This is a genomic window from Francisella halioticida (assembly GCF_002211785.1).
Classification (GTDB): domain Bacteria; phylum Pseudomonadota; class Gammaproteobacteria; order Francisellales; family Francisellaceae; genus Francisella; species Francisella halioticida.
Genome location: NZ_CP022132.1, coordinates 502,808 through 527,837 on the forward strand (window position 1 = coordinate 502,808; position 25,030 = coordinate 527,837).

A 25,030-nucleotide genomic window follows, 5' to 3' on the forward strand; every position below is an offset into this window, starting at 1 on the left:
GAGCATTATAAAGTTATGCCAGTAACAACACTATGTAAATCTTTGAATGTGAGCACATCTTCATATTACAGATGGATTCATAAACCTATAGGTAAAAGGCAATATAATGATGCTGAACTAGATGATGCTATTTTAATGAACATAAATCTAGATATGGAAGTGTTAGGATATACAAAGAGCTTAAAGATATGGGTTGGAAAGTTACTCAACCTAGAGTATCTAAACGTATGAAATTACTTGGTTTACATGCTAAAGCGGCTCGTAAGCATAAGAAAACTACAGATTCTAACCACAACAAACATGTTTCTGATAATTTATTAGAACAAAACTTCACTGCTTTATCTGTAAATCATAGGTGGGTTACAGATATAACTTATGTACCTACACAAGAGGGGTGGCTGTATCTTTGTGTGATTATAGATTTATTCTCAAGATCAGTTATTGGTTGGGCAATGGATTCTAGGATGAAAGCGGATTTAGTTTGTAATGCTTTAAATATGGCATTCTTTAGAAGAAATTTTCCTAGTGGTGTGATTATACACTCTGATAAATGGTCACAGTACTGTAGCAAACAATATCAAGACATTATTAAAGAACCTGGCTACTATCAAGTATGAGCTCTAAAGGATGCTGTTACGATAATGCTGCTTGTGAAAGTTTCTTTGGAACTTTAAAAGTAGAGTTAGTACATGATGAAAGATATAAAACTAGAGAAGAAGCTAAACTATCAATATTTGAATATATTGAAGCTTACTATAATACAAAAAGGAGACATTCTACAATAAATTATATGACTCCATATCAATTTGAATATATAATGGAAAATGAAGTAGTAAACTGTCCCAAATTGACGGGGTAGATCACAAAAAAATCCTTAGCTATTACAACAATAATGTTATCTCAAGGTGCTACGCAGACTATTATATTTTTTGAAGCTTTTATTTTTCTTCAGTCAAAAAGCTATAATACTTCTTTTGTGCTTACTAGCTACGCAATAATAGGAGCATCTCAAGTTATAGGAAGGGTTGTTATCAGTAGATATAATTATTTGAGTAGTCATTATATCAATCTTATTGCTAATGTACTTATCTTTATTGGTAGTCTCTTATATTTCATATCTATTTATTTAAATATCTATATCCTTCCTATTTTTTCTATTGTATTTGGCATGGGTTTAGGTATTTCAACTATTAGTAAGCCTTTGCTTATTTCTGATATATTTGAGCATAATTTCTCATTTTATAATGGTTTTTATTCTTTAGTATTAAATTTATCCAGAGTTATTATTCCTATTTTAATTATGTTTCATATTATATCTTTTTCCTTAATATATTTACTATGTACTGGATTGGTATTAACATGTATAGGCTTAGCGTGTTCATATCTGATTTTGATCGGAAATAAATAAGAATAAATGCAAAATGAAAGAAGAACTATTTGATAAAAAATATAATGATATTACTCTATTGAGTAAGGCTTTATCTCATCCTGCGAGGGTCATGATTTTAGAAACACTTTTGCAAGAAGAAGAATGTGTAGGCGATTTAGTCAAACGCTTACCTCTTGCACAAGCAACTATATCTCAACATCTAAAAGAGTTAAATAAAATAGATATTTTATGTATGAAAGTAGAAGGAAAGAAAAATTATTACTGTATTAACAAAGAGGTGTTTGATGAATTATTTAAAAATTTTTCTAATGGGGTAGATGATATTTTAAAAACATCAATTAGCTAGAATTTAGATGATACTAAATTACTTACGCCCTTCAAGTTTTAGTAGAAGTTTTTTCTTTTCTAATCCGCCAGTATAGCCTCCGAGTTTGCCATTAGCATTGATTACCCTATGACAAGGTATAATTATGGGTAGGAGATTTTTACCATTAGCATTTGCAACAGCTCTAAATGCAGTAGGCTTGCCAATATTTATAGCTTCCTGTTGATAACTAATAGTTTCTCCGTATGGGATATTTAACAATTCTTGCCAAACTTGTTTTTGAAACTCTGTACCTGTTAACTTAAGTGGAATAGAAAAATTTTTCAAGTTCTTATTAAAGTACTTATCTAACTCAAGCTCAGTTTTTTCTAGAGTTTTATTTTTTTAAAAGTTACTTTTGCAGAATATATTTTGAGAATTTTTTCAATTGATTGGAGTTTTGAGTCTTTTAGATGGCAGCAAGTATACAGATATTCATTATCTGCTATTGCTATTATAATTCCTATTGGAGTATTTATCTCCTGTAAAAAAAGGATTTTTTTATAATTATTTTTATTTATTTCAGTTAAGTAATCTCGCTGTGTATTTTCTAACATTTTATAATTTTAAAAAAGCTTTATATGAAGATAGTAATTAATTTTATGAAGATTATCTAGTTTATTAAGATGATTTAGCTTGATTGAATCGTTAGGAACATTTATATTTTTATAAGTTGGTTTATAAATGTAAAGTAGAAATAAATTGAAAAATTTTCTAAATAACTCATTTGTGGGGTTCATGGCGGGTTTAATTAGTGCGATGGTATTGTATTTTATTTTTACTTTTATCCGACAACAAGGTGTTGAACTTAATGATCAGTTTAAGTATACGCTTTATAGACTAATGATATGGGGAGGAGTATGGGCGATACTATTTGCTTTACCTTTATCAAAGAATATTTTTATTAAAAGTTCAATTATAGGTTTAGCGGTTATTTTCTTTAATTTTTTAGTTCTTATGCCATTATCTGGTAAGGGTATTTTTGCATCAAACGCTGGTGTGGAAGTTTTTATTATGAACATAGTGTTTAACTATTTATGGGCAATATTAGCAGGTTTAATATATAAGACGGTTGCTATTAGTAAGTAGTTTATAGCTATTATCTACATAGGTAAAAGGTAGTAATGTTTGAATATGAAGTTGTTAAGCTTAGTCCATCTGTTGAAGACTATTGCATGCTGCGTTTAAAGACCGGTCTTAGCCCTAAATCAGTTAATGCTGCAGAAATTGCAAGACAGAATTCATGGTATGGGATGCATCTCAAAGATAAAAATAAAAAAACCATAGGGATGGGAAAAATTATTGGTGATGGAGGCTGTCACTTTCAGGTAGTCGATATAGCTGTGTTATCTGAATATCAAGGTAAGGGGCTAGGTAAAGTAATTATGGCAGATTTAATAGAATACTATACTACAAATGCGCCTAAGACATCTTATTTAAATTTAATAGCAGATGGTGAAGCCAAATACTTATATGAAAAGTTTGGTTTTAAATCAACAGCACCTCAAAGTATCGGAATGTACTATAAAGATTCAAAGACCATAGACTAATAGTTTTTTCTAATATTCCTTGTTTTTCTTTAAATAAACCCTATATCTATTAATAGGTGAATTTTAGAAAGATTAATTTAGTATGTCTGTATGGTTTTATAGATGTATTTTGTAAAGTTTTAGGAGTTTAAAATATGGCAGATTATTATTCTTTACTTGGAGTGGGTAAAGATGCTTCAGATGCTGATTTGAAAAAAGCATATAGAAGGTTAGCGAAGAAATATCATCCTGATGTTAATAAAGAAAAAGGGGCGGAAGATAAATTTAAGGAAATCCAAACAGCATATGATGTTTTAGGAGACAAAGAAAAAAGAAAGCTCTATGATACATATGGTGAGAATTGGGACAAAGTTCAGCAAGGTGGTTTTGGTGGCAGTCCTGACGGAGGCTTTGGTGGTTTCTCTCAGGGAGGTGGATCTCAAAGCTTTAACTTTGAAGATCTAGGTGATGTTTTTGGCGATCTTTTTGGAGGTGGAGCTAGAGGCTTTAGTGGTGCCCAACCAAGAGCTAGAAAAGGTGAAGATATTGATATATCGTTGCGGTTGAATGCAGAAGATGCCATAAAAGGTGGTAAGCGTTCAGTCTCTTACAGTTACCAAGAAGATGGAGCTAATGGTGTGCCTACGATGCAACACAAAAATGTTGATGTTAATATACCAGCTGCTATTGGAAATGGTAAAAAATTACGTGTCAAAGGTAAAGGTGGTGTAGGTGTTGGGGCAAATGCTCCAGCAGGTGATCTATATATAAAGATAGAAGTGGTGGATCACAAAAATTATAAAGTTGATAAAAATGATGTTTATGAGCATATAAATATCGCGCCATGGGAGGCAGCTTTAGGAACAACCTTAGAAATAGAGACTCCTTATGGTAAGAAAAAAATGAAAGTTCCAGAAGGGAGTCAGTCAGGTCGTAAAATGCGCATAAAAAGTAAAGGTCTTGGAGGAGGTGACTTCTATATAGTTTATGATGTTAAATTACCTCTTGCAGATACAGATGATAAAAAAGAATTTTATAAACAGATGCAAGAGAAAATGAGTTTTGATCCAAGGGCTTAATTACTTTGCCTTTTGCTTTTTTTATTTCCTATCTCAATTATAAAATAACTTGCAAGTATAAGCACTCCACCAGCAATAGTTGATAAATATATTTTTTCGTTATTTATTATTCTACCAAAAATAGTGGCAAAGATAGGTTCAAATGAGAATATTACAGCTACTTCAGCCATACTTAAATATTTTTGGTATGTATTCTGTAGGTAGTAGCAAATAATGGTTGTAACTGAACAAAAAGCCAGAGAAATTAATAGGATATAGTTTAATTGTAAATACATTGATGGAATATCTGAAATAAGAGGAATAGGTATACCAAAAATAATTTGAAGTATTATGAGTAGGCGTAAATCTTTGAAAACTTCTGTATTGTGATTTTTTCTTGTTTCATAGCTTAGATAGACTACAGATAAAGCATAAGCTAGTGCACATAATACTGACCAGAGATACCCTATGGTGAAGTTACTGAAACTTGCTCCAGAAAGCGCATATATTCCTAACAATGATACAAGTGATGCAATTACGCTATAGATAGTTAAACGATCAAGTTTGAAAATGCTAGCAATAAAAGGAATCATAATAACACTTAGCGCAGTAAGAAAAGCAGATTCGCTTGATGATATTGTATATAGGCCATGAGTCTGAAAGTAAAAGCTTAAACCCTCTAATGATCCGAAAATAGCACCAACTTTTAGCAGATATTTTTTATGCTTAAAGTTCGATTTTATAATGACTGGTATAAAGAGTAGGCATGAAAGACCCAGTCTAAATGCCACAAATAATCCTGGTGAGATATAAGCTAGAGAAATTTTTATCAGAGGGAAAGTAGCTCCCCACAATATAGTAACTACAAAAAGAGCTAAGATAGCTTTTCTTTGAATGCTCATAAATAGAAGAGTTTGAGAAATATGCAGATAAGTTTGCAGAGATTATCTGCTAAGATCAAGAAAGAAATTTATAAACTAAAATTATTTTTAGTAATGTTGCATATTATTGCAGTATAGATTATCTCCTGTAGTTGTATTTAGCATTTGAGCATAACGTTTGAAAAATGCAACTCTGCCGTCAACTTTAGCAGGGGTTGGTTTAGAACACTCTAAGCCACCGTTAATAATATTCATAGATACCAAAACCTACATAACGTCCTTTAGCTTTATCATCGCTACTAGGTTGCCATATGCCAGTTATAGCATCATGTGCTGATGGTTTAGGTGCCTGGTGTGTCATCCAAAACCATAATGCAGATGTCCAACCAATTTTATGATCTTTAAGAACTAGCTCTGGATTAGCAACCAGATCAACTGTATTACCATTAGCAATATGGCTATTATAGTAGTCTCCAAATAGTCCATAATTGTAGTTCCAAGAAAGTTATAATGTCCCCATAAAAAGCTACTGATTTTAGAAAGATTTTTATTCCTAGATGTTAAAGTTAACTAGATAAATTAGGAAATAGATAAATGAGTAAAAAAAGAGTAACGTATACAGCTGATTTTAAAGCTAAAGTAATTATAGAATTGCTAGAAGGCGATATGACAGTTAATGAGATAGCAAGTAAGTATGATTTACTTCCTAAAAACGTGCACAATTGGAAGCAGCAATTTTTATCTAATGCTTGCTTAGCATTTGATAAAAGCTCTGTTGTTAAGGAGTATAAGCAGGAAATAGATGAGCTTAGAAAAGATAAAGATGCAACAAGTAAAGAACTAGTCGAGGTAATAGTAGAGAGGGATTTTTTAATGGGAAAGCTAAAAAGCTTGGTATCATCAAATGATAGAGTAAACTCTGTAGATACTAAGCTAGAATTACCTTTAAATAATCAGCTTAAACTATTATCTGTATCTAAGAGTGTGTACTATTATACACCAATATCAAAATTTAGTAGTAATGATGATATTAAACTATTAAATGCAATAGATTTGATACATACTAAACATCCATATTATGGTACGAGAAGTCTAGTAAAGTTGCTAAATAGATTAGGATTTCTAGTTGGAAGGAAGCTAATCAAAAGTGCTATGGAATTAATGGGTATTAAGGCATTGTATCCTAAAAAAAAGACAACTGTCATTAATAAGCAACACAATAAATATCCATACTTACTTAATGTATTTAAAAATGAGACGAATCAGGTTGTTATAGATAAAGCTAATAAGGTATGGAGTGCTGATATCACGTATATTAGACTAGAATGTGGGTATGCATATTTAGCAGCCATAATAGATTGGCATAGCAAGAAAATACTAGCTTGGAAGATTTCTAATACTATGGATACACATCTAACAACTAGTGTGTTAAAAGAAGCGTTATTTAAATATGGTAAACCTGATATCTTTAACACTGATCAAGGTAGCCAGTACACATCTAACATTCATATCCAAACATTATTAGATAAAAAAATTACTATATCTATGGATGGTAAAGGTAGAGCAACTGATAACATTTGCATCTAAAGATTTTGGAGAAGTGCTAAATGTGAGAGATTTTATTTAAATCAATATCCTGGCATTGTTGAACTAAGAAACGATGTGGATGATTATATCGATTTTTATAATAATAGAAGATTTCATGAGTCTATCAATTATAAAAAACCTATGGAATTTTATTACGATAACTTATTGGAAAAACGGGCGGCTTAGATGGGAACTAAATAATTGAAAATATTGTTTAATTTATTGGGGTAGTATACACGCATCAGCTGCATTTGCTACAGAAAAAGATCCTAGACCTATTAGTGAGCACATTAAAAGGGGTGTTAGTTTAATTTATTTCTCATTATTTATATCCTAATTTGGTTTATTTTCTACAAATCTAAAAAATTAAAAATATTTCTTTAGAACTATATATAATAAACTCTTATTAAGCTTTTCATATGTTTAAAATTTAACATGACTTGTTTATTGTTAATAAGATATCTAGTTTATTATTGATTTTATGATTAGGATTAGTTAGATTTGTTTTAAGTGCAATGAGAAACAAATTAAACTATTATAAAATATAAGGTTAAATTTAGATTATAAATTTAATGACTTTAAATATTTGTTATTGTTATAATTTTAGTATTTTATAAATTTTATCTTTAAAGAGAACTGTCGTGAAGAAAGTTTCAATTGTAAAACAGATAGGAGCAGTAGCTATAATAGCTGGTACTGCAGTAGGAGCAGGGATGTTAGGTATCCCTTTTGCTGTAGCGGCAGTAGGCTTTAATTATGCAGTGATGGCTTTGTTTCTAGTTTGGATAATTATGTATGCAACAGCTTTACTAATTATTGAGGCAAATATATCTCAGCCTTTAGGTACAGATATGGATTCTATTGTTAGTAATATATTGGGTAAACCAGGTAGAGTATTAAATTTAGTTTTTTATTTATTACTACTATATTCTTTGCTTACTGCTTATATTTTTATGGGTGGTCAACTTTTTAAAACATATGTATTTAGTTGGGTTGAATTAGAAAATATTAATATAGCAAAAGTTTTATTTTGCCTAGTGTTTGGTTTTTTTATATATAAAGGTATTCGAGTTGTTTTTAGAGTTAATGAAATATTCTTAAGTTTGAAGATTCTAGCATTTTTATTATTTATATCCTTTGTTGCTCCTAGTATACAGGCTTCTCTTTTAGAGGGAGGTTCATTAGGTGGCGGATATGTTTTGTTTGCAATACCGATTCTTGTTACTTCATTTGGTTTTCATATTGTTATTCCTGCAATTAGAAATTATTTTGAAAATGACAAAGTTTTTAAAAGAACTATTGCAATAGGTGCATTTACGCCATTACTTATTTATTTGGTATGGGTTGTAGCTACTTTGGGTACTATAAGCTTGTATGGTCAAGGAGGGTTTGTTGAGCTTAGTGAAACAGGAAAAACATTAGCTGCAGCTTATGATAAACTAGGTCAAAATAGCTCACTAATTTTTATAAAACTATTTGAAAACTTTGCGATTATTACATCATTCTTAGGTGTTGCTCTAGCATTATTTTCCTTCAATAGGGATCTTTATAGTATTGATACTGAGAAAAAAATAAAAAAGCTTCTGGTTCTTGTTATAACGTTGGTACCACCTTTAATATTTGCAATATATTTTGTGAATAGTTTTATAGCAGCATTAGGCTATGCAAGTATATTTGTTGCAGTTTTACTAATAGTGCAACCAGCTATCATGGTTTGGGTCGTCAGAACAAAGCAATTAAGAAATAATTTTATAAGCAAAATATACCTTATGGTAATATTATTTAGTGGAGTAAGTATTATAGGATTGCAATTATTAGTAGCCTTTGATAGATTACCACATATATAATTTCATTAACTTTTAAATCTTTTAATTATTTTCTTATGAAGAAACCTAACTTTGATATTAAAAAGAAATCTAAAATAGCGAATAAGTCTACAAACTATAGATATAATAAAACTCCTAGTATAGAGAGCTTTAGTGTTGAAAAAATTAATCAGTTTTCTGATGAGTTAATTGAGTTATTTAAGCTTATTCAAGCTGTTAAACATGATAGAGTAAACCTACAAGAAGAATATAACCAATATCGTCTAAAATTAAATAATGATAGAATGAATTTAGAGTCTGAGGTTATAAAAATAAAAAAACATTATAATTCTAAAATATCGTCTTTGCAGGAGGAGTATAATTCGGTAAAATCTAATAGTGTTATTGAACTAACAAAAGTTAGAGAAAACTAATAAATACAAAGTTAATCGGACAGTCGCGCTTTTTAAGTGAGGAAAGTCCGGGCTTTATAGAGCAAGATGCCAGATAACATCTGGGAGGCGTGAGTCTACGGAAAGTGCAACAGAAAATATACCGCCTTAGTTTTTAAGGTAAGGGTGAAAAGGTGTGGTAAGAGCACACCGCACTGGTGGTAACATTCAGTGGCATTGTAAACCCCATCTAAAGCAAGACCAAATAGCGTTACTAATGCGTTGCTCGCGCAGTGACAGGGTAGGTCGCTTGAGTTTACTGGTGACAGTAGATCTAGATAAATGACTGTTTATTACAGAACCCGGCTTATAGATTGACTTTGTATTTTTTATAAAAAAGTGGGTATTTATGCAAGTTATTGACTCTAAACTTTTAGACAGCGATGGTCAAATAAAAGATGGCCTCTTGGTCTCTGAGCTTAAAAGCTTTTACATTGATGATAAGTTTGAAATTATAGCTGCGGCACTAGAACTTTTGAAAATTAAGAGTGCTGAATCAATACGACACCCTACTGGAATTAATTCTTTTTTATATGCTATTGAAATGGCATATGTATTATTTAAAATTAAAGCTGATGAGGAATCTGTTTCGGCAGGTATACTCTATGAATTGTATAATTTTGGAGATATCACAGACGAAGAGGTAGAGCAGGCAACTAACGTTACCGTCGTTAAAATTTTACAAGGTGCTCGTAAGATGTCGGCTATTAGAATGTACCGTTCAGATAACATTTCTTTTGAACAAATTGATACATTTAGAAAAATGTTATTAACGATAATAGAAGATGTTAGGATTGTGCTAGTTAAAATTGTTGATAAGTTATGTACAATTCGTCATCTAGGATCTTTAAATAATAAAACTCAATGTGTTATTGCTCGTGAGACCTTAGATATCTATGCACCTTTAGCAAACAGGCTCGGACTGGGCGCTATAAAGTGGGAGCTTGAAGATAGAGCTTTTTTCTTTTTACAACAAAATCAATATAAAGAAATTGCTAAAGAATTAGGGGTGACTCGTAAGCAAAGAGAAAGTTTTTTAAATGATGTAATAGGACAATTAAAGTTAGCATTAAGAAAATATGGTTTAGATGATGCAATACAAGGAAGAGTTAAGCATATATACAGCATATATAAAAAGTTAAAAAATAAAAACTATAAAAATCTTGATGATTTATATGATATTACAGCGGTAAGGGTTGTAACAGATAGTATTGATGAGTGCTATAAGGTTTTAGCAGAGGTTAATAATCTTTACTCTCCAATCCCAGAAGAGTTTAGTGATTATATTGTAAATCCAAAGCCAAATGGTTATAAGTCGATACATACCGTTGTACACTATCAGAATCAAAATATTGAAGTGCAAATTAGAACCCATAAAATGCATGAAGAGTCAGAATTAGGATTTGCTGCCCACTGGCGTTATAAAGAAGGTGTTAAGTTTGATGCCTCATATGAAGCAAGAGTCGCATGGTTAAGATCTCTACTAGAGTGGGAAAGAGAGATTAACGATGATGATAGTGACCTCACTAAAGAGCTTAATAAAAGACTCTATATATTTACTCCAGCTAATGAGTTAATTGATCTGGCAGAAGGATCTACAGTTTTAGATTTTGCTTACTCTGTTCATACAATGGTTGGTCATCGTACTAAAGGAGCTAAGTTAAATGGTAAGATAGTACCATTAACAACTAAGCTAAGCACAGGAGATAAAGCCGAAATCTTAACTCAAAAAGAGCCAAATCCAAGTAAAGATTGGGCATCGGAAGGGCTAGGCTACTTGTCTTCAGCTCGTAATAGATCTAGAGTCATTAAATGGTTTAATGAACAAAATAAAGAGGATAATATAGCTCTTGGCAAAGATAGACTTACTAAAGAGCTTAGGGGCTATGATCTCAAAGAGATTGATTTTATAGAGGTTGCATCTAAGTTTAATATGAAAAGTAGTGATAGTTTATTTGCTGCTGTTGAGAATGGTACGGTAAGAATAAATAGTATAGTTAATCATATTATTGATACCTATTCAGCAGGAGAAAAATTTATTAAGAAACAGCCTAGGATTATAGCTGGCAAGCCAAAAATACTAAAAGTCCTAGTCTCAGGATTTGATGATATGAAGTATGAGTTGGCTAAATGTTGCCAACCTGTATACCCTGATCAAATACAAGGGTATATGAGTGTTTCGAAAGGCGTTGTGATACATACTTCTAACTGCCCTAATCTAAGCCACTTAAAAGAAAAAAGTCCAGAGAAGTTTATACATGTAGAGTGGGAAAAAGATTAAGCATTAATTAGATTTTGATTTTATTATGCCAGTGTTTACTGATTGCGCATACCAACCATTTTTAATAAAAAATGTAGTCTCATTTACTGAACGAATATTCATTCCACTTGAAGTTTGTCCTGCTATACTTAATTTAACTTGTCCAGGAGTTGGTCGTGGTATTTGCCATTGACCACTTTCGTATTTTGCTGGTATTGTTGAGCCATTTACTACAAATATAGGCTTATCGTCCTGTGGAATTTCAGGGACTGTAACTACCGGAATATGTTCTTCCTTGTTAAAGATATTAGCATCTTGTTTAGGAGATATTATTTTGACTTCTAAATCACTGTTTTGATTGTCATTACCCAAGGTCTGCATGTTTTTTTCAGCTAGAGCTGAATTTGAAAGTCTTTGCACATCGGATTGGTTAATATTTACTGTTTTTGTAGTAGCATTGGAGATACCTTGTTTACCTCTAGGATTTATGATTGTAGGCTTACCAACTTCTATAACTTTATAATCTACATCATCACTTGGCTTTGTTTCTGAGAAAACTACATTTCCAGTTTCTGAGCGCCAAGAATAGACTTGAGATATTCCATTTTCCGCAAAAACTGAAGTACAGTACATCGCAAATATCAAACTTAAGATGGTTTTGTTAAATTTTGATATTTATCAAATTCTCATTGTAATAACTATATTTAAGTATATATAAAATTATTAATAATCAAAAGTATTTGTAAGTGAAATTTATCTACCGAAGACTTGTTTTCTATTAAAGTTAGTATCTTGTGATGAGGTTATAGTTTGGTGATCTTTTGTACTACCTCTAACCGCTATACTAACTGGGCCTGGGTTAGGTCTATTAACTTTCCATACACCATTTTCAAAGTGAGCAGGATAAGGTATTCCATTTAAAATCTTCGGCTGTAAGAGTTGGTTCTAGTACTATTGAAAGCTATAAACCTATTCTCTCCATTTGCTGGAGAGATTATTTTTACATTTAAAGCACCATTTGTTGACTTGTTATGGTTAGTAGAAGCAGTATCTATTTGTTCTTGAATATATAGGTTACTCTGCTTAAGTGAGGCTAGTTGCTTCTCTGCGGGATATTTCTCATGAACTTCATTTTTAAAGTGTACTCCAACTTCCTCATATTCTTGCTCAAAAATAGGAGCCGTCTGTAAAAATACAGTACTACCATCTTTTGCTTTCCAAGTATATATAGTGCCATCTGCGTAGCTGGTGCTGATAATCAATAAATTAACTAGTATCAATGCGGGAATAGCTTTCAAATAATTCATAGATCTCTTTATTCTAAAAAAACTTTATATTTATGATTATATATGTTTTTATATTAAAATCTATTAGGTAGATTTTTAAATAATATTGGAGAGTTATGATTACCCTAAATTATGTGATTTATGATTGTATAGCAAATGTCTGCTTGCTTATATTTGCATTTTTGGTTCTTAAGAATATTAAGTTTGCATGGATTCTAGTATTAGCTAGCTTAGTAATAAAAGTTTTTATTTATGGTAAGTATGGTTTATCAAGCTCTTTTATTTACTTATCTGCTCAGATACTTGTGACTGTGCTAGCAGGAGTTGTTTGGCTTAGAGAGCCTATATATGTACAAGCAACAAAACAAAAGAAATTAATAGCTATAACAACATCTTTAGTTGTTTTAATTGTATGGGTCGGAGTTATGTATAAGTATATAAATCCAGCAATACTTAATTACGATATATTATTTGGTTTTGGTTATTTATGTTATATGTTATTCGTTATAGGTTCTATTTTGATAGCGCTTAGAATGTCTATAGGTTTGTTGTTTATCGCAGTAGTGTTTATTAGCTATGCAGTAAGCTATGGCAATTCAGCAGTTATTATCAAATCAGCACCAGAATATATTCAAGCTTTTTCTGCTTATTATTGGGCTTCAGCTATTTGTTTATTCATTGCAGGTCTTTTGCTTGTTGCCTCTTATACTGATGTAAAGCGAAGTGAGAGATTATAGACTATAAATATCAAATCTATTAATTTTTCCTTTAAGTTGTGAAGAAGGTTTTTTATTATAAAGAAATTCCGCATAAATAGGTCTTTTGACAATAACCTTTTTAGCTTTTTGCGTTTTTAGGATGTTTTTTAGAAGTAGTGTGTTATGATTCTCGTCATTAAATGCGATCTTGTGCAGTATCTGCATATCTTGTTTGACTTTTGCACTTTTTCTGCGAGGAGGAAACATCGGGTCAACATATATACAGTCAAATAATTGCTCAGTAGTTAGTATATATTGATTACTATCTAAGTTGATTAATGTAATATTTGTGGCTATATGAGATATTGACTCAATTTGTGATGCTCTATATAGTGCATCACAAAGGAGTAAATATATGTAGACATCTTTTTCTATAGATGTAATTTGATGTCCTCTAGATGCTAATGTGAAAGTATCTCTACCTAATCCAGTTGTTGTATCTAATATCTTTAGCTTCTCTTTAGAGCGACCCTCTATAGCTTGAACAACACTACATTTTTTTGATTTTGGGTTTATTCTATTGAGAATATCATTACTATTAAAATCTATGAATAATTCTTGATTTTTATCTGAAAGTTTTAGTATGCTATTATCATAGCAAAGAAATTTATTAGCTTGCAATTTAGTATACTCAAACTTGTTATCGGTGAGTTTATTGATATGATTTTTTGTTAGTTCATCGAGGGTGCTTATTATCATCATTTTTTCTTTGCTCGAGGGTGAGTATTATCAAAAACATCTGCTAATTGTTGGAAGTTTAGGTGTGTGTATATTTGTGTGCTGGATATATCAGCGTGGCCTAGTAAATCTTTTACAGCAAGTAAGTCCTTAGATGAATCTAAAACATGGCTGGCAAAAGAATGTCTAAGCATATGCGGATGTATATGTTTTGTGGCATATTTTTGAGCAAATATTTCTAGCCTTTTTTGAATAGATCTGTTAGTAAGATGAGTTCCATTATGTGAAATAAAAAGATAATCAGACTTGGGGCTGAAAGAGTCTCTAATGTCAAACCATCTTTTTAGATTTATTAATGTTTTAGAACCAAAATATACTACTCTTTCTTTATTACCCTTGCCAATAACCCGGACACTTTTCTTTTCTATATTTATATCTTTAACTTGTATCGAAGATAACTCGCTAAGACGAATGCCGCAACTATATAAAAGGTCAAAGCTAGCAATATCTCTAGTTTCAATATTGTTGTATGGTTTTATATCAAGTAAGTAGGCTAATTCATCTATATTTATTGCTTTAGGGAGCTTTTTTTCTCCTTTTGGTGCTTTTAAACCTAAACTTGGGTTTTTTGTTATTATTTCATTATTCAATAGAAAGTTAAAAAAGCTTCTAATAGAGCTAAGTTTACGCTGTATAGTTTTTGTTGAGTTGCCTTGGGAGTGAAGTTTCTTTGCCCATATTGAAATATCATTGTAGCTTAAATTTGTTATAGATTTTTTATCTAGAAAATTATTTAGCTGTATTAGATCTCTTTTATAGTTACTAATAGTTTCTTTAGAGTAGTTTCTAAGGTATAGAAGGTCATTTAGAAAGTTATTTATGTGATCTAGATTATCCATGTTGGGCAATTGGTTTAAATTACAACGCACAGTATAACTATTACACCAGAAGTAAAAGAAATTAACCATAAACTTTTATATTTTGATATCTTATAGTTAAAAGTTTCACCAAGATTATTGATTTTAAGAGCCATAAGGGCAGGCATTATCATCAAGAGTACAGCGATTGATAAACCAACACACGTCATAGCATATATAAATATATCAGGATCAAGTTGATTTATGATTAAAGGTACAGCAAATGTTAAAAGTGTAGCGATTGAGTAACCAATAATCTTTCTTGCTTTGTATAGCTTGTACGTATCAAGATTAAAGTGGAATAATGACAAGTTAACACTTAAAAAAGATGTCATAATTGCAACATATGTAAATATATGTAAAACTGCTGATGTAACGGGCGTTCTGACTTTATCTCCTAGGGCTGTTAAGATATCTCCAATATTAGCTTTATCAACAGGGATATGATTAAAAATCGAACCCATAAAGCTTACAGATCCATGTAAAGGTAACACGCCTAAGATAGTTGAAACCCATATTATATATAATATAAGAGGGATAATGCTTCCAATTATAATTACCTTTTTTAGATCTTTAGAGTTTTTGCTAAGATAGTCAGATAACGCAGGTACTATAATATGAGAGGTGAATGAAGTTGTAAAAATAGGTATAGCAATAACAAGTGATACTCCAAGATCAACAGGAGCTACAAGTAAGTCTTTTGATTCTATATATTTATTAAAGACAACACACAATATCACTAGAACAAGTATTTTTAGAATTATGAAAAATCTATTAGCATAATCAACAAATCTTGTTCCAAGCACCACAATGCTTCCAAAGATAATTACAAAAAGCAAAGAAGATATGTTCTCATTGATATTTGGAAATGTTGTTGATAGGGATGATGCAGCAGCAGAGATATAAGCGGTACTTATAAAATACATTAATATAAGAAAGGCTATACTAGCAACAACTCCACCAGTCTTTCCTAAATATTTTTCAGCTATTGTCTTAAAACTGCTTCCATAGGGCATAGAGCAAGATATATCTGCTATAACAATAGCTGTATAGGTCATTATACTCCATACTACGATTATAAGTATGGAACCAATTACAAAACCAAGCTTTGCTGTGATTATAGGTAAAGCTAAAATACCGCCACCAATCATAGTGCCGATAATAATCATTATAGATCCTAAAATCTTAATAAAACTGTTCTGAGAATTATTCATTTTTAGTATTCTTAGTTTTTATTTAGTGAGTTGATTGTTCAGACTGTTGAGTTTTTTTCTGCATATAAATGGCATCGAAATTAATTGGTGCTAAATTTAGAGGTAAAAATCCACCTTTCATAATAGAAGAATCGAGAACTCTTTTAGCATAAGGAAATAAAGTATTTGCACAATATGTGTTAAGTACAGATTCAATTTGTTCTTCAGACATACTTGTTATTGTAAAAATTCCTGCTTGGGTAACTTCAACAATATATACGTTTGTATCATTGTTTGTTGTTGTTACTGTAATAGTTAGATCAAGCTCAAAACTATCTTCATCAAGTTTTTTTGTATTTATATCAATGTTAAAATCAGAGCTTGGGTTCCACTGATCTTTAAAACATTCTGGTGAATTAATAGTTTCAAGAGAAGTATCTTTTGTGTAGACTTTTTGAATTAAAAATGAAGGTTGGTTTTCATTGTTTTGCATAGTTTTTCCTAAAAATAATTATAAGTGCATACGTTAGGGATTATATCAAATTGAAGAAGCTTATGTAATAAATTAAGATTTTTTTAGCTCAAAAAGTATATTCAATGCTTCAACTGGGGTTATGTTGTTAATATCAATACTATCAAGTTTTTCTTTGAATAAGTTTTGCTGCTCTAAATCATCAAAATCTAAAGAAGGCTGAGTTTGGCTAATATCCTTTATAATAGGCTGCTTGTTTTCAAGTTTATGTAAATTTTGTTTAGCAGATTTTAGTACATCTGAAGGGATACCTGCTAATTTGGCAACTTGAATACCATAGGATTTTTTTGCAGCGCCTTCTACAGCTTTATGCATAAAATAGATATTATCTTTATATTCTTTGGCTTCAAAATGAATATTTTTGATATTTAGATATTTATCTACAAGTTCTGTAAGCTCAAAATAATGAGTTGCAAAAAGTGTGAAAGATCCTATTTTAGCAAATTTTTCAGCACAAGCTTCAGCTAATGATAAGCCATCAAAAGTACTAGTTCCTCTACCTATCTCATCCATTATTACTAAAGAATTGCTTGAAGCATTGTTAAGGATATAAGCTGTCTCAGTCATCTCGACCATAAAAGTAGATCTGCCACTTGAAATATCATCAGATGCTCCTATTCTTGTGTATATAGTATCAATATCGCAGATATTTGCTTGGTTTGCAGGTACAAATGAACCAAGATGTGCTAGAAATATTAGTTGAGCAACCTGACGCATATATGTAGATTTACCACCCATATTAGGACCAGTAATTATTTCAAGCGTATGAGTATCTTTTGTCAATGAAGTATTGTTTGGGATAAAGGGTTCATCAATATTCTGCTCTATAGCAAGGTGGCGAACTTCTTTAAGATCTAGTTTGCCATGATTATTAAAGTTTGGTTGTCTGAGGTTTAGTTTGATAGCTCTCTCTGCAAAGTTAGCTAAAACATCTATTTGAGCAATGTTTTCAGCTGTTTGCTGAATTTGATTGTAGTATTCTAGCACTCTCTTTAGAAGAGAATCATAGATTAACTTTTCTCTAGCTAAGGCTTTTTCTTTTGATGAAAGAATATTATCTTCAAATTCTTTTAATTCTTCTGTAATGTAGCGTTCACTAGCTTTTAGAGTTTGTCTTCTAGTGTATTCAGTAGGAACTTGATCAGCATATTGCTTGGATAATTCTATATAGTAGCCATGTACACGATTATAGCCAACCTTAAGTGTGTTTATCCCCGTCTTTTGCTTCTGTAATTGCTCAAATTTTAATAAGAAATCATAAGAATTATTTTTAATATTTTTAAGCTCATCAAGCTCTTTATCAAAGCCTTCTTTAATAACACCGCCATCACGGATAGTTACGGGAGGATTTTCTATAACAGCTTTATCTAAAAGTTCTACTAACTCATCAAGTTGGTGCACACCATTGTTTAAATTTTGTATCTCATTAGTTTTTTTTTCAGTCAATAATTTTTTGAGTTTTGGAAATTGCTTTAATGAATTTTGTAGTGAAACTAAATCTTTAGGTTTGACAGTTCCTAAAGCGACACGGGAAATTATTCTTTCAACATCATTGATATAGCTAAGAACCTCTTGAAGCTTTAAAAAATGATGATTTTCTTTGAAACTATTTATAATATTATGGCGTAAATATATCTTATCTAAGTTTTTAGTAGGATTTTTGAAATATCTTTTAAGCAATCGACTACCAAGACTTGTTTTGCATTTATCTATAATATTTAATAAGCCACTTTTTGAAGTGTTATCCAATTCAAGATTTATTCTACTATTTATGTCAATATTAAGTATTTGCTCATCCTCATTAAAGCTAATATCTGTAATATGCCTTGGAGCATCTTTTAGTGTAGTAGCAAGATATCCTAGTATTGAGCCGATAGATATTGTTTGTTCAGTTTTATATTGTTTTAAAACATTAGCTGTTAAGTTTATATCAAGAGAATCTGTTATATGCTTTCTTGCTTCAAAGCTACTAAAGAACCATTCTTCTAGAACTTTAATAGGTTTTTGGAAGATGTTTTGTTGTTTAAGCTCCAGGGAGTTGGTGATAATTTCTTGAGGAGAAAGTTTTAAAACTTCATTTTTTAATTCTGTTAGGTTATTTATTTTATTCAACAAATATATTTTGCCTTGAGTATAGCTAGTATAAGCTAGATGGTATTTATCCTTTTTTACAAAAATACTTAGTAAAATACTATCTGTATTTGTATCTAAGAAAGCTTCTTCAGAAACTGTTGCAGGTGTTATTATACGCACAACTTGCCTTTCAACTGGTCCCTTTGAGGTATTGGGGTCACCTATTTGTTCGCATATTGCTATAGATAGTCCCTTTTTGACAATTTTTGCAATGTAGCTTTCAGCTGCATGATATGGTACGCCAGCCATTGGTATCGGGTCACCATTAGATTTACCTCGGGCTGTAAGAGTTATATCTAGAAGGTCAGCTGCTTTTTTAGCATCATCAAAAAATAGTTCATAAAAGTCTCCCATGCGATAAAATAGTAGTATATCCTGGTATTGAGCCTTGATTTTCAAGTACTGTTGAATCATAGGTGTATGATGGGAAATGTCTTGCATAAAGTTAATTTAGAATCTTTTTTATTTTAATGAATTATATTATATACGTTTAATATAACAAACTTTGAAAATCATTCACTGTTATCTTTTTTATTTTATTAAAATACTTTAGAATATTATGTAGCTATTTTTATGGATTGGTTTGGATTTGAAAGGAGAAAATAGAAATGAATTATTTAGATTTTGAGTCAAAAATTAAAGAAGTTGAAGACAAGATTACATCTTTGACTAATGTTTTTGAAGATGAAAAGACGGAAGGTGAGCTTAAAAAATTAAATAAGAAAAGACTTGAGTTGATGGAGTCAACTTATTCTAAACTCACAGATTGGCAAGTGGTACAGTTATCGCGCCATCCAGATAGACCTTACTTTAAAGATCTTTTACCATTGGTTTTTACTGATTTTCAGGAGCTTCATGGAGATCGAGCTTTTGGTGATGATTTAGCTGTTATTGGCGGTCTTGTAAAGCTAAATAATGTTCCTGTAATGGTTATAGGTCAAGAAAAAGGTCGTGATACTAAAAGTAAAATTAAACATAACTTTGGTATGATGCATCCAGAAGGATATCGTAAAGCTTTGCGTTTGATGAAGCTAGCAGAGAAGTTTAATATGCCTATTCTAACTTTTATTGATACTCCAGGTGCTTATCCAGGTATCAAAGCAGAAGAACGTGGCCAAAGTGAAGCTATTGCTAGAAACTTGTTTGAAATGAGTGCATTAAGAGTTCCTGTGATTTGTACAGTTATTGGTGAAGGATGTTCTGGAGGTGCTTTAGGTATAGGTGTTGGTGACAAGTTGTTTATGCTTCAATATAGTTACTTTGCGACAATTTCTCCAGAGGGGTGTGCTTCTATTTTACATAAAACTGCAGAAAAAGCTTCTGAGGTTACGCAAATGATGAATATAACTTCTGATCGTTTAAAAGAACTTGAAATAGTCGATGATATTATTGCTGAACCATTAGGTGGAGCTCATAGAGATTATGATTCTACAGCTACAAATATAAGAAAAGCTTTAGCTGCTGAGTTAAAAGAGTTATCAGCAATGTCTGTTGAGCAAAGAAACTCAAAAAGATATGATAAATTAATGTCTTTTGGCCGATTTAAAGAGGCTTAACTTAATAAGCATAAAGTAATTTATGAATTTACAAATGGTAAAATCGCAAGCAGGGTTTGGTATAGTAGAATCGATGCTTGCTGCAATGATTTTGTTGTTTGTATTATCGTCAGGTTTTCTTCTTTTAAATAGTGTCTTAGTTAATATAACTCTTGAAAATAAAAAAGATGAGATTGCTACAATTCTTGATGAAAGGGTAAATGTTTATCGTCTTACTGGAGTTTTTGATGATTCTAAAACTAAATATGGTATAGAATTTAAGAAAACTGTGGTTCTAGAAGAAGAAAGGCAAGAAAAACCTATTAATCAAGAAAAAAAACCTGTGGATAGATTTAATTCATTTAGTATCGCTGATATCAAAAAAATAGCTGAAAAGACTGATAAAAAAGCACAAAAAAAAGCGTCTAATAATGTCAAAGTGATTTATAAGTTAATTAATATAGCAGCTTTTGATGGTACCATGGGTGTCGCTGATAGAGTCAAAATTATCCAGCGAGAGATAAAACAAAGTGAAAATCCAAAAGAGCAATAAGATATCTGGTTTTACCTTGCCAGAGTTAATGGTATCAATGGTTATAGCTGCTATGGTAATGACCATGGCTTTAGGTATCTATTTCAATATGAAGCAGCAATACTCAAAGCTTAATGAAAGACATAGAATAAACTCTGATCAATTAATGGTTAAGCAAATTTTCTATAATGCTATAGGTCATGCAGGTTTTATCACAAAGTATGGGGATTTGCATCAGCATTTTGTGGATAACTCGGGGGATAACCTTGGAGATATCTTTGAAAAAATGTTAATTATTACTATAGGAAAAGCTCCTATTGAAGGAGTTTCGAGCCTACCTGAAGGTTTAACTTTGGGTTTTGATGCTTGACAGCAGCGAAAAGATGATCAACAAGATTTTAAAAGCATGAATCTTGATAAGGCTATTCACTGTGTTGAATCTGATACAGATTATTTTGTAATTCAAAGAAGTAGCTTAAACTCCAGCCTAAAGACAAATTCCTCAAATAATATTTTTAAGGTTAATAATTTTCAGAAAAATACATTACCAGAAAAAGATATCTCAATGGATGATTATTTAGTATTGTGTAATGCTTTTGAATGTGATTTAGTTAAGGCAAGGGCTATAACGGGAGATTTTGTATCAACAACAACGCGTATAGAAAATAAGTTTAAAGTAGGTGATTATGTAGGTAAATATGTTTTAGAGATTTTCTTCGTTGCTACTAATGGAAAAAAAGATAAAGATGGTAAAAAACTTTACTCATTATATGAGTATATAAAGCAAAATTCAAATGACTCATCAATATATGAACTAATAAATAATGTTAGTGATTTGAAAATTGAATATGTGTTAAATTCTGATGTTCATAAAGGTAATGCTGAGTTAAATTGGCAGCAAATAAAGAAAGCATCCGTTGATGTAAGAAGTGATACAATCTCAGCATTAAAAATTTCTTTTAAAGTTTCTGGTCATCCAACAAGTAAAATATTTTTGGTAGGAGATGCATAGATGCAAAAACTGCGTAAGAGCTTAAAGTTTAGAGATTCAGGTTAATGGCATTGATATTTTCATTTGTTGTTATGGTGCTATTGACAGGTCTTTTATACACTTTTAAAATGGGTATGCTTACTACCAAAAGTATCATTAAAAATAGCAACGAGAAAGTTTTTGGTGAAACTTACCTGATAAATGCTAAAAATGATATGAATTTTACCAAATCAAATGAATTTGAGATAGGTAATAGTAAATTTGAAATAGTTGTTAATGATGATGTATCATCATTATTACCTAAAGGTAATAATGCCGAGCTTTTCCAATCACAGGAATATAATAGTTATAATGCTATATATAAGGCACTTAATTTAGGGTCAGCTATAAATCCAAAAGAGAGAATCATTTATAACGCGTTAAGTGCTAATTTGTATCAAAATTTTGATGGAGAATATGTAGCAATAAATGTACCTATGATAAATGCAGCTGCTATGACTGATTACCGATCAAGATCTTATCGTCTAGCAGATGATGGTACTATAGAAGATGCTCCGAAAGGTTTTATTGGCTTTATACAAAAACAAAATAATCAAATAAATATTTTTACTGAGAAAGCCAAAATAGGTGTTGCTATACCAGATTATATGGGAACTAATTATAAAGTAAAAATAGGCTGGAATTTAGAAAAAGGTGAATGGAGCTTATACTTGCTTTTATATGATACTGATAAGTTATTTACTACACATTTTTTATTGAGTGATATTTTAAATGACGATGTTTAAAGGACTTGCAGCTGAAAATGAAGAGCAGGGTAACGATATAGGTCAATGGAAGGCGGTTATTCAAGGAGATAGTAACTCTGGTTCTTCTGGCGCACAGTTTATCAAAGATAATATCTTTGACGTTGTGTGGTATTTTGAAGAAAATGATGAACCTCCTCAACTTATGCTGGTAAGAAAAGCAAGCCAGAAAAAAGGAAATAGAGAAGTATTGGAGGTTTATTATTCAAAATACTCGCGAACAAATGATAGTTATAGTCTTAAGTTAGCAGATAAGTTGGATTTCAAGGCTGAGTTAAGTGATAAAAATATTAAGCTTTTGGTTCCTGATACATCTAATAATTTAAGTGCAAATATGGTACTTATTTTTCATCCAAATAATAAAAGTAAGACTTTTATGGGGGTAAGTGACTTTAATTATAACGGGGATCATAGGGTCGCTAAAAGTTTGGATACTTACATAGATGGAGAGACTTTTGGAAATCCTGTTATAGCTTCAAAAACTCAAGATTCAATGTATATTATTACATTTGAACGAAATAAGATTCAAAGATATGAGTATATAAAAGGTTATGGGGGTTTTGAGACTTTAGATTATGGTTCTAATGGGTTGGAAAAAGAGTTTGATTTTGATGGCACTAATAATGATATGGTTATCGATGCAAACTCACAAGATGATGAGCAATCTGGTGATATAATTCAGTTAATTATACCAAAATTTGGTTATTTATTTGTTTTTACAAATAGCAAAATGATACAACTAAACTACGATTTAGATATACTTCAAGAAGTAGCTTTTAGCGATTTTGAGGCTCCTCAAATTTTAGCTAATTTTGATGCTGTTAAAAATACTGTAAATAGGATATATGCTCAGCCAGGTGCTTTAATCTCAAAAGTACAAGAAATTAGAGATAATCTTGGAGATGAGGATGAGTCTGAAGACGGGAATGATGTAAATGATCAATTTCAAATCCAAACTAATAATTCTAATAATTCTGAAGAAGATGAAAGTAAAGAGGATGAGGATATTGCTGGTGAACCTATATATTTAGATAGCAAGTATCTTTATCCACTAGGAATAGTTAAAAAGGTGATATTATGAGTATATTGAATAATGTAAATACTGAAAGAAGAAATAAAAGAAGTTTTAAACTTGACTCAATGTCTATTTCAGAGTCTGCTGCTTTAATGATAGATGAAGAGTATAGTGTTATAGAAGCGTTAAAGGAGCAACATGACAATATAGTCAAAGTAATTACAAAAACCTCACAAACCTTGAAAAATGGTGGAAGGATAATATATGTGGGTGCCGGAACTAGCGGTCGTTTAGGAATATTAGATGCTGTAGAATGTCCGCCAACATTTAGTGTTGATTATAACACTATTGTAGGACTTATTGCTGGAGGAGAGAAAGCTTTTATTCAGGCACAAGAGGGTGCTGAAGATGATCCTAGTTTTGGTGAAAAAAACTTAAAGCAAATAAATTTAACAACAAAAGATATTGTTATTGGAATAGCTGCCAGTGGTAGGACTCCGTATGTAATAGGAGCATTAGAATATGCTAATTCTATTGGAGCTGAAACAGTAGCTGTTAGTTGTACAAAACGAGCGAAGATATCAAAGTATGCTAAGTTTAATATAGAGGCTGTACCAGGCCCAGAGGTTTTAACTGGTTCAACACGATTAAAAGCTGGAACTACACAAAAACTTATTTTAAATATGATATCAACTTTATCGATGGTCTCTATTGGTAAAGTTTATCAAAATTTGATGGTAGATGTTAAACCTACAAATGAAAAGTTAGTTGAACGCTCAAAATTAATTATATGTGAGGCTACAGGTGTTGATTATGATACAGCTCAAGTTTTTTACATAAAAGCTAATAAATCAGTTAAGCTAGCTATAGTTATGATATTAAATGATTGTGATTATGGTCAAGCTTTGGCAATATTAAAGAACAACAGTAATTCTATAAAAAGCTAAGATGAAAGTATTAGTATTATCTATAAGTATTTTAATAAGTTTAAATGCATACTCCACTGTTTATCAAACAGAAGAAAATGGTGTTCCTGGTTTCTCTAATATTAAATCAAAAAACTCTAGGAAACTTAATATGCAAAGTGATCCAATATAGATTGTAAATATGAATAATATTTCAAAAAACTTATATAGAAAATATTATAAACAGCAACACCCAGATTATTATATACCAAGGGGACAAGATACTTTTCAATCATTTTTTCCAGAGCAATATACAGATAATTACTATGATTTTTATGGGCGTAATCATCATTATGTATAATACCCCATGAAATTTTAACAACAATTTTGAGAATTTAGTTCCTAAAGTAGCTAAACTATAAATGA

At 30.9% G+C, this 25,030-nt stretch carries 26 protein-coding genes, 1 other RNA gene and 4 pseudogenes; 21 read left to right on the top strand and 10 right to left on the bottom strand.

The features are described 5' to 3' along the window. Nucleotides 1-15 precede the first annotated feature (15 nt). The 4 genes from CDV26_RS11895 (at nt 16) to CDV26_RS02775 (ending at nt 1,736) form a co-directional block, all read left to right on the top strand. Nucleotides 16-231 (top strand): hypothetical protein, encoded by a 216-nt coding sequence (locus CDV26_RS11895; protein ID WP_088771820.1) that lies wholly within the window; start codon nt 16-18, stop codon nt 229-231. Beyond that, entirely contained in the window at nt 189-617 is a 429-nt protein-coding gene (locus CDV26_RS02760) for an IS3 family transposase (RefSeq protein WP_088773432.1), read from the top strand. Before CDV26_RS11895 ends, CDV26_RS02760 begins: the two co-directional genes overlap by 43 nt. Further along, a complete protein-coding gene (locus CDV26_RS02765; RefSeq protein WP_088772001.1) occupies nt 614-859 on the top strand; it encodes an IS3 family transposase in 246 nt (81 codons plus the stop codon). Before CDV26_RS02760 ends, CDV26_RS02765 begins: the two co-directional genes overlap by 4 nt. A 562-nt stretch (nt 860-1,421) precedes the next feature. Then, nucleotides 1,422-1,736, top strand: coding sequence for an ArsR/SmtB family transcription factor (locus tag CDV26_RS02775; RefSeq protein WP_088772003.1), 315 nt, complete (start codon nt 1,422-1,424; stop codon nt 1,734-1,736). A gap of 18 nt (nt 1,737-1,754) precedes the next feature. Here CDV26_RS02775 and CDV26_RS13780 read toward each other — a convergent pair. Then, nucleotides 1,755-2,311, bottom strand: a pseudogene (locus CDV26_RS13780) (methylated-DNA--[protein]-cysteine S-methyltransferase). A 181-nt stretch (nt 2,312-2,492) separates the two neighbouring features. Here CDV26_RS13780 and CDV26_RS02790 point away from each other — a divergent pair. The 3 genes from CDV26_RS02790 (at nt 2,493) to CDV26_RS02800 (ending at nt 4,362) form a co-directional block, all read left to right on the top strand. Then, nucleotides 2,493-2,843, top strand: a complete 351-nt coding sequence (locus CDV26_RS02790; RefSeq protein WP_088772006.1) for a membrane lipoprotein — start codon at nt 2,493-2,495, stop codon at nt 2,841-2,843. A 35-nt stretch (nt 2,844-2,878) separates the two neighbouring features. Continuing rightward, on the top strand, nt 2,879-3,304 hold the full coding sequence (locus tag CDV26_RS02795; RefSeq protein ID WP_088772007.1) for a GNAT family N-acetyltransferase: 426 nt from the start codon (nt 2,879-2,881) through the stop codon (nt 3,302-3,304). Nucleotides 3,305-3,438: 134 nt separating this feature from the next. Further along, on the top strand, nt 3,439-4,362 hold the full coding sequence (locus tag CDV26_RS02800) for a DnaJ C-terminal domain-containing protein (protein WP_088772008.1): 924 nt from the start codon (nt 3,439-3,441) through the stop codon (nt 4,360-4,362). On the opposite strand, the gene CDV26_RS02805 is transcribed toward CDV26_RS02800, so the two are convergent. Both CDV26_RS02805 and CDV26_RS13915 read right to left on the bottom strand, forming a co-directional pair. Next, a complete protein-coding gene (locus CDV26_RS02805) occupies nt 4,359-5,243 on the bottom strand; it encodes a DMT family transporter (protein ID WP_088772009.1) in 885 nt (294 codons plus the stop codon). The genes CDV26_RS02800 and CDV26_RS02805 overlap by 4 nt on opposite strands. 87 nt (nt 5,244-5,330) lie before the next feature. After that, nucleotides 5,331-5,676 (bottom strand): annotated as a pseudogene (locus CDV26_RS13915) (glycoside hydrolase family 19 protein). 140 nt (nt 5,677-5,816) lie between these two features. Here CDV26_RS13915 and CDV26_RS02820 point away from each other — a divergent pair. The 6 genes from CDV26_RS02820 to CDV26_RS02840 all read left to right on the top strand — a co-directional run bounded on the left by CDV26_RS02820 (nt 5,817) and on the right by CDV26_RS02840 (nt 11,347). Then, entirely contained in the window at nt 5,817-6,809 is a 993-nt protein-coding gene (locus CDV26_RS02820) for an IS3 family transposase (protein ID WP_245806487.1), read from the top strand. Nucleotides 6,810-6,863: 54 nt separating this feature from the next. Further along, the gene (locus CDV26_RS12860) at nt 6,864-6,995 is read left to right on the top strand and encodes an IS3 family transposase (RefSeq protein WP_212789763.1); all 132 of its coding nucleotides are present in this window, start codon (nt 6,864-6,866) and stop codon (nt 6,993-6,995) included. A 455-nt stretch (nt 6,996-7,450) separates the two neighbouring features. Further along, entirely contained in the window at nt 7,451-8,656 is a 1,206-nt protein-coding gene (locus tag CDV26_RS02825; RefSeq protein WP_088772012.1) for an amino acid permease, read from the top strand. Nucleotides 8,657-8,691: 35 nt separating this feature from the next. Beyond that, nucleotides 8,692-9,048 carry a hypothetical protein gene (locus CDV26_RS02830; protein WP_088772013.1) on the top strand — a complete coding sequence of 119 codons (357 nt, stop codon included), beginning with the start codon at nt 8,692-8,694 and terminating at the stop codon, nt 9,046-9,048. Nucleotides 9,049-9,055: 7 nt separating this feature from the next. Then, an RNA gene (rnpB, locus tag CDV26_RS02835) (RNase P RNA component class A) lies at nt 9,056-9,392 on the top strand. Nucleotides 9,393-9,415: 23 nt separating this feature from the next. After that, the gene (locus CDV26_RS02840) at nt 9,416-11,347 is read left to right on the top strand and encodes a RelA/SpoT family protein (RefSeq protein ID WP_088773433.1); all 1,932 of its coding nucleotides are present in this window, start codon (nt 9,416-9,418) and stop codon (nt 11,345-11,347) included. A gap of 3 nt (nt 11,348-11,350) precedes the next feature. On the opposite strand, the gene CDV26_RS02845 is transcribed toward CDV26_RS02840, so the two are convergent. Further along, nucleotides 11,351-12,001: a DUF4124 domain-containing protein gene (locus tag CDV26_RS02845; RefSeq protein ID WP_169709741.1), complete on the bottom strand. Its 651-nt coding sequence runs from the start codon at nt 11,999-12,001 to the stop codon at nt 11,351-11,353. A gap of 242 nt (nt 12,002-12,243) precedes the next feature. After that, nucleotides 12,244-12,633, bottom strand: coding sequence for a hypothetical protein (locus CDV26_RS02850; protein ID WP_245806488.1), 390 nt, complete (start codon nt 12,631-12,633; stop codon nt 12,244-12,246). Between the two features lie 95 nt (nt 12,634-12,728). Between CDV26_RS02850 and CDV26_RS02855 the strand changes: the two genes are divergently transcribed. Beyond that, nucleotides 12,729-13,349: a hypothetical protein gene (locus CDV26_RS02855; protein WP_088772015.1), complete on the top strand. Its 621-nt coding sequence runs from the start codon at nt 12,729-12,731 to the stop codon at nt 13,347-13,349. Here CDV26_RS02855 and CDV26_RS02860 read toward each other — a convergent pair. From CDV26_RS02860 to mutS, 5 genes are all read right to left on the bottom strand, one after another. Further along, a complete protein-coding gene (locus CDV26_RS02860) occupies nt 13,344-14,063 on the bottom strand; it encodes a class I SAM-dependent methyltransferase (protein ID WP_420809893.1) in 720 nt (239 codons plus the stop codon). The genes CDV26_RS02855 and CDV26_RS02860 overlap by 6 nt on opposite strands. Nucleotides 14,064-14,068: 5 nt before the next feature. Then, complete coding sequence (gene xerA / locus CDV26_RS02865) at nt 14,069-14,947, bottom strand: site-specific tyrosine recombinase/integron integrase (protein WP_088772017.1); 879 nt, start codon at nt 14,945-14,947, stop codon at nt 14,069-14,071. Between the two features lie 14 nt (nt 14,948-14,961). Beyond that, the gene (locus CDV26_RS02870; RefSeq protein WP_088772018.1) at nt 14,962-16,179 is read right to left on the bottom strand and encodes an amino acid permease; all 1,218 of its coding nucleotides are present in this window, start codon (nt 16,177-16,179) and stop codon (nt 14,962-14,964) included. 22 nt (nt 16,180-16,201) lie between these two features. Further along, nucleotides 16,202-16,651 (bottom strand): protein-export chaperone SecB, encoded by a 450-nt coding sequence (secB, locus tag CDV26_RS02875; protein ID WP_088772019.1) that lies wholly within the window; start codon nt 16,649-16,651, stop codon nt 16,202-16,204. Nucleotides 16,652-16,723: 72 nt separating this feature from the next. After that, the gene (gene mutS, locus CDV26_RS02880; protein ID WP_088772020.1) at nt 16,724-19,264 is read right to left on the bottom strand and encodes a DNA mismatch repair protein MutS; all 2,541 of its coding nucleotides are present in this window, start codon (nt 19,262-19,264) and stop codon (nt 16,724-16,726) included. 167 nt (nt 19,265-19,431) lie between these two features. Here mutS and CDV26_RS02885 point away from each other — a divergent pair, with 167 nt between their 5' ends. The 7 genes and pseudogenes from CDV26_RS02885 to CDV26_RS11910 all read left to right on the top strand — a co-directional run bounded on the left by CDV26_RS02885 (nt 19,432) and on the right by CDV26_RS11910 (nt 24,965). After that, the gene (locus CDV26_RS02885) at nt 19,432-20,379 is read left to right on the top strand and encodes an acetyl-CoA carboxylase carboxyltransferase subunit alpha (RefSeq protein WP_088772021.1); all 948 of its coding nucleotides are present in this window, start codon (nt 19,432-19,434) and stop codon (nt 20,377-20,379) included. A gap of 22 nt (nt 20,380-20,401) precedes the next feature. After that, nucleotides 20,402-20,911, top strand: coding sequence for a pilus assembly protein (locus CDV26_RS02890; protein WP_088772022.1), 510 nt, complete (start codon nt 20,402-20,404; stop codon nt 20,909-20,911). Continuing rightward, nucleotides 20,889-21,902, top strand: a pseudogene (locus tag CDV26_RS13790) (PilW family protein). Before CDV26_RS02890 ends, CDV26_RS13790 begins: the two are co-directional and overlap by 23 nt. Nucleotides 21,903-21,946: 44 nt before the next feature. Further along, nucleotides 21,947-23,765 (top strand): annotated as a pseudogene (locus CDV26_RS02900) (hypothetical protein). Next, on the top strand, nt 23,762-24,646 hold the full coding sequence (gene murQ / locus CDV26_RS02905) for an N-acetylmuramic acid 6-phosphate etherase (protein WP_088772023.1): 885 nt from the start codon (nt 23,762-23,764) through the stop codon (nt 24,644-24,646). Before CDV26_RS02900 ends, murQ begins: the two are co-directional and overlap by 4 nt. Nucleotide 24,647: 1 nt before the next feature. After that, nucleotides 24,648-24,797: a hypothetical protein gene (locus tag CDV26_RS11905; RefSeq protein WP_157671401.1), complete on the top strand. Its 150-nt coding sequence runs from the start codon at nt 24,648-24,650 to the stop codon at nt 24,795-24,797. Nucleotides 24,798-24,806: 9 nt separating this feature from the next. Beyond that, the gene (locus CDV26_RS11910) at nt 24,807-24,965 is read left to right on the top strand and encodes a hypothetical protein (protein WP_157671403.1); all 159 of its coding nucleotides are present in this window, start codon (nt 24,807-24,809) and stop codon (nt 24,963-24,965) included. Nucleotides 24,966-25,030: the final 65 nt, after the last annotated feature.

Bases quoted from the DNA above. Each gene is read 5' to 3' on its own strand.
- CDV26_RS02800 (WP_088772008.1), top strand. From the start codon at position 3,439: ATGGCAGATTATTATTCTTTACTTGGAGTGGGTAAAGATGCTTCAGAT.
- CDV26_RS02840 (WP_088773433.1), top strand. From the start codon at position 9,416: ATGCAAGTTATTGACTCTAAACTTTTAGACAGCGATGGTCAAATAAAA.
- CDV26_RS02790 (WP_088772006.1), top strand. From the start codon at position 2,493: ATGGCGGGTTTAATTAGTGCGATGGTATTGTATTTTATTTTTACTTTT.
- CDV26_RS02855 (WP_088772015.1), top strand. From the start codon at position 12,729: ATGATTACCCTAAATTATGTGATTTATGATTGTATAGCAAATGTCTGC.
- CDV26_RS02760 (WP_088773432.1), top strand. From the start codon at position 189: ATGGGTTGGAAAGTTACTCAACCTAGAGTATCTAAACGTATGAAATTA.
- CDV26_RS02820 (WP_245806487.1), top strand. From the start codon at position 5,817: ATGAGTAAAAAAAGAGTAACGTATACAGCTGATTTTAAAGCTAAAGTA.
- CDV26_RS02890 (WP_088772022.1), top strand. From the start codon at position 20,402: ATGAATTTACAAATGGTAAAATCGCAAGCAGGGTTTGGTATAGTAGAA.
- CDV26_RS02795 (WP_088772007.1), top strand. From the start codon at position 2,879: ATGTTTGAATATGAAGTTGTTAAGCTTAGTCCATCTGTTGAAGACTAT.
- secB (WP_088772019.1), bottom strand. From the start codon at position 16,651: ATGCAAAACAATGAAAACCAACCTTCATTTTTAATTCAAAAAGTCTAC.
- CDV26_RS02765 (WP_088772001.1), top strand. From the start codon at position 614: ATGAGCTCTAAAGGATGCTGTTACGATAATGCTGCTTGTGAAAGTTTC.
- CDV26_RS02885 (WP_088772021.1), top strand. From the start codon at position 19,432: ATGAATTATTTAGATTTTGAGTCAAAAATTAAAGAAGTTGAAGACAAG.
- CDV26_RS02870 (WP_088772018.1), bottom strand. From the start codon at position 16,179: ATGAATAATTCTCAGAACAGTTTTATTAAGATTTTAGGATCTATAATG.
- murQ (WP_088772023.1), top strand. From the start codon at position 23,762: ATGAGTATATTGAATAATGTAAATACTGAAAGAAGAAATAAAAGAAGT.
- CDV26_RS11905 (WP_157671401.1), top strand. From the start codon at position 24,648: ATGAAAGTATTAGTATTATCTATAAGTATTTTAATAAGTTTAAATGCA.
- CDV26_RS02850 (WP_245806488.1), bottom strand. From the start codon at position 12,633: ATGAATTATTTGAAAGCTATTCCCGCATTGATACTAGTTAATTTATTG.
- CDV26_RS02805 (WP_088772009.1), bottom strand. From the start codon at position 5,243: ATGAGCATTCAAAGAAAAGCTATCTTAGCTCTTTTTGTAGTTACTATA.
- CDV26_RS02830 (WP_088772013.1), top strand. From the start codon at position 8,692: ATGAAGAAACCTAACTTTGATATTAAAAAGAAATCTAAAATAGCGAAT.
- CDV26_RS11895 (WP_088771820.1), top strand. From the start codon at position 16: ATGCCAGTAACAACACTATGTAAATCTTTGAATGTGAGCACATCTTCA.
- xerA (WP_088772017.1), bottom strand. From the start codon at position 14,947: ATGGATAATCTAGATCACATAAATAACTTTCTAAATGACCTTCTATAC.
- CDV26_RS11910 (WP_157671403.1), top strand. From the start codon at position 24,807: ATGAATAATATTTCAAAAAACTTATATAGAAAATATTATAAACAGCAA.
- mutS (WP_088772020.1), bottom strand. From the start codon at position 19,264: ATGCAAGACATTTCCCATCATACACCTATGATTCAACAGTACTTGAAA.
- CDV26_RS02775 (WP_088772003.1), top strand. From the start codon at position 1,422: ATGAAAGAAGAACTATTTGATAAAAAATATAATGATATTACTCTATTG.